This window comes from Coleofasciculus sp. (genome assembly GCF_046539235.1).
Classification (GTDB): domain Bacteria; phylum Cyanobacteriota; class Cyanobacteriia; order Cyanobacteriales; family Coleofasciculaceae; genus Coleofasciculus.
Map to the genome: position 1 here is coordinate 1 of NZ_JBKHHI010000262.1, position 9256 is coordinate 9256.

The 9256-nt window shown below is 45.1% G+C and carries 9 protein-coding genes; all 9 read right to left on the reverse strand.

Annotated elements, in window-relative coordinates; genetic code table 11:
- Positions 1 to 58 precede the first annotated feature (58 nt).
- Positions 59 to 478, reverse strand: a complete 420-nt coding sequence (locus ACLFWI_RS20380; protein WP_446414424.1) for a type II toxin-antitoxin system VapC family toxin — start codon at positions 476 to 478, stop codon at positions 59 to 61.
- Positions 475 to 795, reverse strand: coding sequence for a type II toxin-antitoxin system Phd/YefM family antitoxin (locus tag ACLFWI_RS20385; RefSeq protein ID WP_446414425.1), 321 nt, complete (start codon positions 793 to 795; stop codon positions 475 to 477). The genes ACLFWI_RS20380 and ACLFWI_RS20385 overlap by 4 nt, the downstream gene beginning before the upstream one ends.
- 22 nt (positions 796 to 817) lie before the next feature.
- Positions 818 to 1057 carry an AbrB/MazE/SpoVT family DNA-binding domain-containing protein gene (locus tag ACLFWI_RS20390; protein ID WP_446414426.1) on the reverse strand — a complete coding sequence of 80 codons (240 nt, stop codon included), beginning with the start codon at positions 1055 to 1057 and terminating at the stop codon, positions 818 to 820.
- 8 nt (positions 1058 to 1065) lie between these two features.
- Positions 1066 to 2409 (reverse strand): restriction endonuclease subunit S, encoded by a 1344-nt coding sequence (locus tag ACLFWI_RS20395; protein WP_446414427.1) that lies wholly within the window; start codon positions 2407 to 2409, stop codon positions 1066 to 1068.
- A complete protein-coding gene (locus ACLFWI_RS20400; RefSeq protein ID WP_446414428.1) occupies positions 2409 to 2912 on the reverse strand; it encodes a DUF3368 domain-containing protein in 504 nt (167 codons plus the stop codon). Before ACLFWI_RS20400 ends, ACLFWI_RS20395 begins: the two co-directional genes overlap by 1 nt.
- Positions 2913 to 2924: 12 nt before the next feature.
- A complete protein-coding gene (locus tag ACLFWI_RS20405) occupies positions 2925 to 3197 on the reverse strand; it encodes a UPF0175 family protein (RefSeq protein ID WP_446414429.1) in 273 nt (90 codons plus the stop codon).
- A 549-nt stretch (positions 3198 to 3746) separates the two neighbouring features.
- Positions 3747 to 5960 carry a type I restriction-modification system subunit M gene (locus ACLFWI_RS20410; protein WP_446414430.1) on the reverse strand — a complete coding sequence of 738 codons (2214 nt, stop codon included), beginning with the start codon at positions 5958 to 5960 and terminating at the stop codon, positions 3747 to 3749.
- 120 nt (positions 5961 to 6080) lie between these two features.
- Positions 6081 to 8438 (reverse strand): hypothetical protein, encoded by a 2358-nt coding sequence (locus tag ACLFWI_RS20415; RefSeq protein WP_446414431.1) that lies wholly within the window; start codon positions 8436 to 8438, stop codon positions 6081 to 6083.
- 54 nt (positions 8439 to 8492) lie between these two features.
- Positions 8493 to 9256 (reverse strand): APC family permease (locus tag ACLFWI_RS20420; protein ID WP_446414432.1); only part of this gene is annotated, 764 nt, incomplete at its 5' end.

The window sequence follows — 9256 nt, forward strand, 5'->3', positions numbered from 1 at the left end:
GGTTGAGGAGTTCTTGTTCGATGATGTTTTCAAAGTCTTTTTCTTGGTGCATGGTAAATTACTGGTTCTCTCTGAGTTCTTGAAGTAACTGTTCTGGGGTGAGAATGCGTAAATTTTTTTCAGGGAAATCAGTCGGGTTGCGAGTCACAATTCCTTCTAACCGAGTTTGACTGGCGGCATAATACTGTATATCATCTTCAAAATCTTTGTAATGTTCAGCCAAAGCGGTTTTGACAGTATTGGCATCGACGGTAGCAATTTGGCAGAGTCGGACAAGTCGAGCTAAAAATTGGAGTGTCCAATCTTTGCCTCTAGATTTTCTGAGAATGTAGAAAAGGTCAGTAAAGGTAGATGCACTAACATAGCCCTCAAGCCGCTTTTGTTCGATGAGAATAAAAATTTGGTCAGCGAGTTTACTAAAGGGTTCACGCTTAAGAGCATAGTCAAGAATGAGATTGGTATCGAGCAGAACTTTCACAGGTTATATTTTTCGGCTAAGTATTCGGCTTTTACTTGGTCAGGCTCAAAGTCTGGGGGGACGGGTTCAACCTGGTCTAAGAGGTCTTTAAAGGTCTGGCTTTGATAGTCATAGGGCTGGGATTCTACAATATCTTTGATAATTTTACCGCTATCTTTTGCGGAGCCAAAGGCTGGGCGTTTACTTTTTTTAATCGGGGAAATAATGGCAAGGGGTTGATTATTTTGGGTAATGGTGAGGGGTTCACCTGTTTGGATGGCTTGGGTGAGTAGGGTTTGGAGGGATTCAGGGAGGTCGGATAGGGTGATTTGAGTCATGGTTTTTAATGAATAAAGTAGGTTAAACTTCGATATCATCTAGGGGTAATAATCCTGCGTCAATATCGGGGAATTCTTCATCTAAGGGTTCGAGGGTGGAGAAAACTTCAAGAAGGGATTTCTTTTGATAGGGTTCGACAATCAGTTTGCCATTTTCTTGACGGATGGTAACGTCTTTGGCGTCTAGGTTAAGTTCTGGGGGAATGGGTAGGGTTTGGGTGTTTCCTTGTTGGATGAGTTTAACGCGATATTCGGTGTTCATGGGGGTTTCTAGGGTTGGGGAATGGGGACTTGGCGAATGTCGATTTTGCCTGTGACGGCGTTGGTTATTAGGGCGGTGCGGTATTCTTTTAGGAGGTCAATGGCTTGTTGAATTTTTGCTTTTTGTTGGTCGATTTCTCCGGTTCTTCGAGCAAGGTTTTGAGCTATCGCTTTTTGCTCTTCAAAGGGAGGTAGTAAAACTGGTAATCTTTTCAAAAGATCTTGACTTAGCGAGGCTCTAGTAACAAGATTCATCTCTTTCACAAAGAACAGTCTATGTCTTTGAGATCTAAAGTAATATTTTGAAAACGCTGGAAATAGTGAATTGTCAAAGGGTCTAACTCTAATCAGAAAACCGGAAAATATTGCATTTTTTATAGACTGTAAACAAGTTGATGTAATACCTATTTCTTCAATGGTTTCTGATGTTCTTGTAAAAAAGATATCTCCTGCTTTAACTGAATAATTTATCCTATCTTCCTCTGTAGATTGAGCTAATCCATTTACTTCTTTAGGTAATTCTGGATTGGCATAAACATCAGTGTAATTGACAAAAGGATAACCAGATCCAAAATAATCACCGCCTTTGCTTACTCCATTTTGACAAGATCCAACGTAACGCAGTTTTTTTACCTCCCAATGTGCAGGGATATCCCCTAGCCACTCGATGCCAGAATCTTTCATGGGGACGGTTGGATCGAGCCCTTTGGTGACAGCGTGGCTGATGAGGGCGGTGCGTTTTTCGTCGAGTTTTTCGAGGAGGGCTTCTTTTTTGGCAATCAGGGCATCTATTTGGCTGGTTTTGTAGTCGAGAAATTGCGCGATCGTATTCTGTTCTTCCAGTGGCGGAATTGCCAGTATTGTATTACCTAATTCTTCAGCATTTAAGTGAGGTTGAGCAGCCCTACTTTTTGCTAAATATAATTGCCCTTCTAAGACGTGCCTACCAAGTAAATTCCATGCAACATATTTTGGATGAGCCTTAGTAGGAGTTAATACCATGTCGTAGCCCGCTATTGATCCAGCCCATTCGTCAGGAATGATGGCAGAATCCCCAGTATAAGCTCCACTTCTAACTACTAAGATATCTCCAGTTTTTAGTTCTGGATCTCTTGACCAAGGAACTTTATCAGGGTTAACTCGTTGAACTTTAGATCCATCAATAATGCCTCTATAAATATCAGTTGCTCTAATAATTGGTAAGCCGTCCTCTAATTGTTCTGGTGGTTCACCTAATCCATACTTGATATCACCAATAAATTTTACTCTTTGAACTTTCCAACTTTCAGGAATCTCCCCCAACCACTCAACACCAGAATCCTTGTACTTTTCATACCCCTGATACTGTCCCATTAATCGTCCTCCCAATTCTCTCCTTCCTTAGCCAAAGTCAACACTTGAACATAGAGACGAGCTGAAATTCTTGTTCCCTGTTTCCGCAATTGATCGAGAACTTCAGTAACATTATCTAACAAACCTCGACGCTTGGCTAACAGCAGAATGCCCATCGTCCCAATTAAATGTAACTTCCTGGCTAAAGCAACTTTTCTCGCTGCTTTTTCATCTATCAATAACTGACTCGCTTCCATCTCTTCTGCTAAAGCGATAGCTTCAGACTCTCCTAAATCTAGCTTTGATGACTTCTGTAAATCCTCAACAAGTTGTTTATTGTTTACTTCTATCACTTCTAGCCAAGATAAATTTTTGACTAATTGAGTTGCTGGATGTTCCCCCTTTTGTAATTCATAAAACACTCCCTGGGGAATGATGACTTGATTGAAAAGCTGAGGTAGTAAATCTAGATAGCCTACTTTGGCTAACTCACTAATTGGGGTTGTGTCAGAAACAATAATCATTCAAGAGTCCTGTTACTCTAACATTAACTCTGCTCGGTCAACTTCTTGGGCTAACTCTTCCAAATTTTGAGAATCATCAAAAATGGAAATATCCCATTTTTTCATCATTTCTATAACGTCCAAACGAGAAACCCCTAGAATTTTTCCTGCCCGACTACTGGTAATCTCCCCGGCTTCTAGTAAAATCATGACATAGCCCTCCTTAGCTTTTTGTAACGCTTTTTGCTGCACCTCAGCCGGAATTTCGATAGTTTCCAACTGTTCATCTGAAATGATTAAAGCCATTAATTTTCCTCCTTTTCTCAATGGATAATTTACGGAGAATTTATTGCGGCAAATTTTCCCATTTATCTTGTACCTTTGCCGTTAACTTATCTGGTAAATTAACCGTCACCTGCATAATGTTAGTCTCCCTTTGATTTTTTTAACTGACCCATTACACAACCATCCATATCAACTGAAGTTAAACCCCTCACCCACGCCAGCCCTCACCCCCAGCCCCTCTCCCAAGCTTGGGAGAGGGGAGCAAGAGGGGAGTAAGAGAATCATGTTCCCCTTCTCCCGTGCAACAAAAGCGAAGCATCCGCTGCCATCCCCCCTGCAACAAAAACGAAGTATCCTCTGTCATCCCCCGTGCAACAAAAACGAAGTATCCTCTGTCATCCCCCCTCTTGTAGGGGGGAACGAGGGGGGTAGGGGGGAACGAGGGGGGTAGGGGGGAACGAGGGGGGTTGGGAGAAGGGGTTAGGGGATGAGGGGGAAATGTCGAGGAGTAGATAGACACAACTTAAAACCTTACCAGCACTGGTTTTCTACCTTAAGTCACCACCAATGTTACACAACTTCCCCCAACATCGCCATAATATCCCTCTCTAAAGACTTAATATCACTTTCAATCGCCGCCAAGGAACGGGGAGGCTGATACACATAAAAATGCCGATTCAAGGGAATCTCATACCCCACCTTTGTTTTATCAAAATCAATCCAAGCATCGGGAACATGGGGTAACACCTCCGCCTCCAGATACGCCAAGCAATGCGCTTTCACTAATTCATTTAACTCATCTAATCCCGTTGTCCCATCATAATCCAAGGGTAAGGGTAAAGAAATATTCTCCGGTAATGGCACAATCTCCGTATCCCGTAGACTGCTATCCGGTTCAATGTTTCCCTTGCTATCCCGACAGACTTCCGCTTCGGAGTCAGTTTCTCCTAAAGCGGCTAAAATCGCCTTTTTTACTGGACTTTTCAGCTTTAACCCGGCTTGTTTTAAGACCTTCTCCATGTCCTTAACAAACATCCCACGGGACAAATAGAGTTTATTCCCATCCAGGCAATATAATGCAGCAATAATCTCCCTTTGTAAATCTTGCCCCATCTCGATTTCAAGCTGCTTCGCCGTCTCGTCTTTGCGCTTCTTACTCGTTGCCAACTTCTCAAATGCCGTTTGTTCCCACAGTCGCGCCAAGCGTTCATCACTGGCTTGGAAATTCAGCCGCAAGGGACGTTCTACGGTAATCTTAAGAAAACCAAACTCGCGATTATCAAAAATCTTCGAGCAAATCCGGTCTTGGCTTTCCCCCTCTATCTGCACCTCGCTTGTGCCATTGTGTTTGTAATCCCCATAGAGTCGCACCAGTTCCGCAATCTGGTCAGAGGATAGCTCATTTCGCTTATTCCCCAAACTCTTTTTCATCTTCTGATAATGGTGCGTCCCATCAATCAATTGAACCTTTCCTTTGCGGTGAGGTGCTTTCTTATTCGTCACCAACCAGATATAAGTAAAAATTCCCGTGTTATAAAACATCTGATCCGGTAACGCCACCACCGCATCCAGCCAGTCATTTTCAATAATCCAACGGCGAATATTACTCTCCCCACTCCCCGCATCCCCCGTAAATAAAGGTGAACCATTAAAAACAATGGCAATGCGCGACCCATCTCCCCCCGCCTCCGGTGCAGAATACATCTTAGAAATCATGTGTTGTAGAAACAACAGCGACCCATCATTAATCCGGGGTAAACCTGCGCCAAAACGACCCTTAAAGCCTAATTTCGCATATTCATCATCAATGAAATCCTTTTCCGGTTTCCACTCCACCCCAAAGGGCGGATTAGCAAACATATAGTGAAACTTCTTATCACTATGACCATCGTGGGGAAAAAAGTTATTGCTCTTTTGCTTGGCGTCTTTGAGTCCTAATGTGTCCCCATAGATAATGTTGTTAATCGGTTCATCTTTAATCAGCAGGTCAGAACAACAAATCGCGTAGGACTCCGGGTTATATTCCTGCCCAAATAATGCCAAGTTTGCTTCCGGGTTTTGCCGTTTAATATATTCCTCGGCTACCGATAACATTCCCCCTGTCCCTGCTGTAGGGTCATAGACGGTGCGGTAAATCCCTTTTTGAAAGACATCTTCTTCCTCACAGAAGACCAAATTAACCATCAGGCGAATCACTTCACGGGGGGTAAAGTGGTCTCCGGCTTCTTCGTTTGCCTGTTCGTTAAACTTCCTCACCAACTCCTCAAACAAATACCCCATTTGCAAGTTGGAGAGATGCGCCGGAGATAAATCAACTTCCGGACTCGCGATCGCATGCATCACTTCATAGAGGCGATTGGCTTCATCGAGTTTCTGAATCTGCTTATCAAAGTCAAACTTATCGAAGATGTCCCGCGCCAGGGGAGAAAAGCCATTAATATAGGCTCTTAGGTTATCGGCTAACCCTTCGGAATCCCCCAGCAGCTTCTTAAACGTAAACTCGCTAAGGTTATATAAAGGCTGTTGGCGATTCCCCCCGATCGCAACTTTCGCGATCGCCTTCTCAAACGCCTCCCCCTCTAGGACTTTCTCATACTTAGCCTTGGCTGCAAGAACCGCTTCCTTAGTGGGTTCTAGGACAGAATCAAGACGACGCAGCACAATCATCGGTAACATCACCTGACGGTATTGAGGGGGGCGGTAGGGACCTCGCAGCTTATCGGCGATACTCCAGATTAAGCCGACTAACTCTTGATGATTGGCGTTTTGTACGGTAGTCGTCATAGAGGGGTAATAATCTTGGTTATGTTTTATTGTGCCAAATAGGTTAAGGTGCGTTACGCTACGCTAACACACCCTACATCTAGAGCCTTTGCGTAAGTCCTAAAGATGATCAATCTGCCTTTACTCAAAACGTTTCCGCTGATCTGACCAACGTTTAAGGCTGTATTTATTATCACCTGCCAGGACTAACGCCGTTGTTCCCCCATCCCCCAAATCCGCGATCGCAGTCAGTGATGTACTCCCATGGGTGGAAAATTCACTGTAGAGTAACACCCCCTTATCTGAAAATATTAATGTCCGGGGTTTATACTCCTGGGTGTTCGTATCTGGGCGTTTGATATTCAGGGTTTGATTGGTACTCGATAGATCCTCATACAGGGTTAAAACAGCTTCCGGTTCATCGTTCCCAGTCAAATCCAGAGGCTGTACTAACCAATGTCCAATCTCTTGCAACATCATCGGAATCGTGGGTTCGACTTCAGGCGATCGCTTGCCACTTTTGACCAATTCCTGCCACAGTGTTGGTAATATTGCCGCCACCCATTGCGGTTGCAGTTGGTTTAAATCCGATAAGCTAATTGAACCCGGTTCTAGCCAGCGTAGCGCGGCTTGAGAATATGCCATAGGACGACTATTTTCTCTATTAGGTAAGGCACCTCCTGCGGCTAAAAGCTGAATCACTCCGTCTTGATAGGACACCGCTTGGACAGTCGCGACGATTGTCTCCTGGTGTCCCTCCGCCGACCAGACGGCGATTTGCAGGCGCGGATCAGTATCTAAGCCCAGATATTGCCAAAGACGTTGGGTTGGTGCAACAGTTGGCAATTGCAAGTCGTTAAAGGGCGTTTTAAGCCAGCGCTGACCATCATTAAACGCCGCCACTTCTACCTGATACCAAACCTGTTGCGGGGCTTTTTGCAGAACGAGGGATTGGGGATTGGGAATTGAGGATGGGGTGGTTAAAGATAGGGGAAATGTACCATTTCCCACTTCCGGTTGTCGCCAATCTTCAGACTTGACAGTTTCAATCGATTGTGCAGTCCCTAAAATTTGACTTAAATGAGGGGTGATGGGTGGGACTTGGGCTAACGCTAAATCAAGGTAATCCAGGTAGGCATAAATCTGGGCATTATTGTTAGATTGAGGCTGATCTGATTCTGATTCAGGGGGGGGAAGTTGCTGCAACCAAGAAATAGCTTTAGTCCGCCCTTCTTGGGCGGCGAGAATTAAAGCCCCCCAGGTTTTTACGGTGCGATCATTGGGACTAATATTGAGGGCAGCTTCCACCCGTCGCCATAATCTGTCGGTATCGGTTTTGAGTAAATTAGCAATATCTTGGGCGGAACCATTCAATGCGGCGGTTTGAAATACCTGTAAGCCATCTGTCCACCGCCCATCAATCAGATAGGCGAGAACTTGTTGTCCTTGACTTGCCCAAGTTTGGTTGGCTTGGGCTTCAGTAAATTGGGCATGAAGTCGAATCACATCTAGTTGCGCTTGGACTGTCGCCGACTCCGTGTTTTTCTGTTCTTGTTGCAATCGCCGATATGCCCACGACCATAACCCATTCTGGGCTAACATTAAGGAATTGCGATAAGTAGGACTATCAGACGCGATTGTACTCAGAGAAATTTCGGTTAATTGAATTGGATTGGGGAGAAACTGGCGGGGTTGAACCTGGTATACCTGGAATTTCGGTTCTAATCCCACCGTTTGATCAAGCACTAATTCTGGGGTGGATTCACCCGTAACTTGTTGCCAATAAGGGGGTTTATCTGTGGGACTTTGCCAGTCCAGCATAACACTCAGGTGCATTTGTTCGGGGTTGTAATGGAGGATTTGTCCATAAGTTTTCGGGGATTCATCGGTGAGGCGAACTCCCCAAAGGTTAAACCAGAATCCTGTGGCGGGGGACTGATTTTCTAAACGGTTAAATCGAGTAAAAGCTAAGGAACGAGACACACTCCTATTAATCGCGTCGGTGGAGGAGAGGACAAAATATTCTTCTGGTTCCTTAATGGTAAGCTGAGTGACCAATTGGTAAGCAAGTTCGGCTTGCTGGAATTCGATGGGTTGATAAAGTCTCAGTTCGACAATTTTTTGGCAATTGGTTTGACAGTTCGGCTTAGATTTTAAGATGGGTAATAGAATAGGGGTTTCTCGATCGGGTTGTCCTGTATTGAGGGATACAAGTTCTCCCGCAATTAACCCATTTTGGCGCAACTCGTCGCGTATGGTTGCCAGGGTTTGTGGGGGTGAAGCATCGGCGATGGGGATGCTTGTCCATCCAGGTAAGATACGATTCAGCCAGATTGCCGCATTGGGATCAATCATTAGGCGAATTCCTAGCCATATCCCCCCAGTAACGATCGCACCCGTGGCGATTAATGCTGCGATCGCACCTAATGCTACCAGACAGCCATTGGCTGATGATTTTTTCCGGACTCGTCTTCGGCGTCTCTTTGTGACTCCGGACAATCGTTTCCCCCTTTCACCTACTGACACCTTATCGCCGATCATCGCTGCACTGAATTAGTGATTTCGTGAACCTAAAGCCAATGGCAATACTATCGTTTTCCAGACTAATCCGGCTACAATTAATCCCAGACCAACTAACCAAATTTGTTGTTCCACCCAAAAGGCTAAGACGAGACACCCGGCTAATCCTACCCCAGCTATCCATTTGGGATACAATCGTTCTTGGGCAGATAGCCGTAGGACACAAAGGTTGGTAAGGGCATAATAAACCAAAACGGTAAAAGCGCTAAATGACCAAGTTATTTTCACATTACCAATCAGAACCAACGCCGCGATCGCAACTCCAATACAAATCACTGATATATAGGGTGTGGTTCCCGCAGCATTCAGACGCGCTACGATTCTGGGCATATCCCGCCGACGCCCCATAGCCAATAGTACGCGAGATAATCCCAATATCAGGTTTAGCAATACGCCTACCATCGCTGTCATTGCACCGAGGGCGAGTAATGGGGGAACGATGGGAATCCCAAATTGGCGAGAGGCGACTTCCAAGGGGGCGGCTTTTGATTGGGTAGCGGCGCTAAGGATATCCACACCCACAGAACCCACACCCACGGCGGCGATTGCCATATACAGGATCATGGTGATAATCATCGTCAAGATAATCGCTTTGGGGATAGTGCGTCGTGGTTGATGCACCTCTTCTCCCAATGTGGCAATCCGACCATAGCCAGTATAAGCCACAAACATTAAAGCACTGCCATGAAGTAAAGACGCGATCGCACTTTTATCTGAGGTGTCGGTGGGGAAAAAGG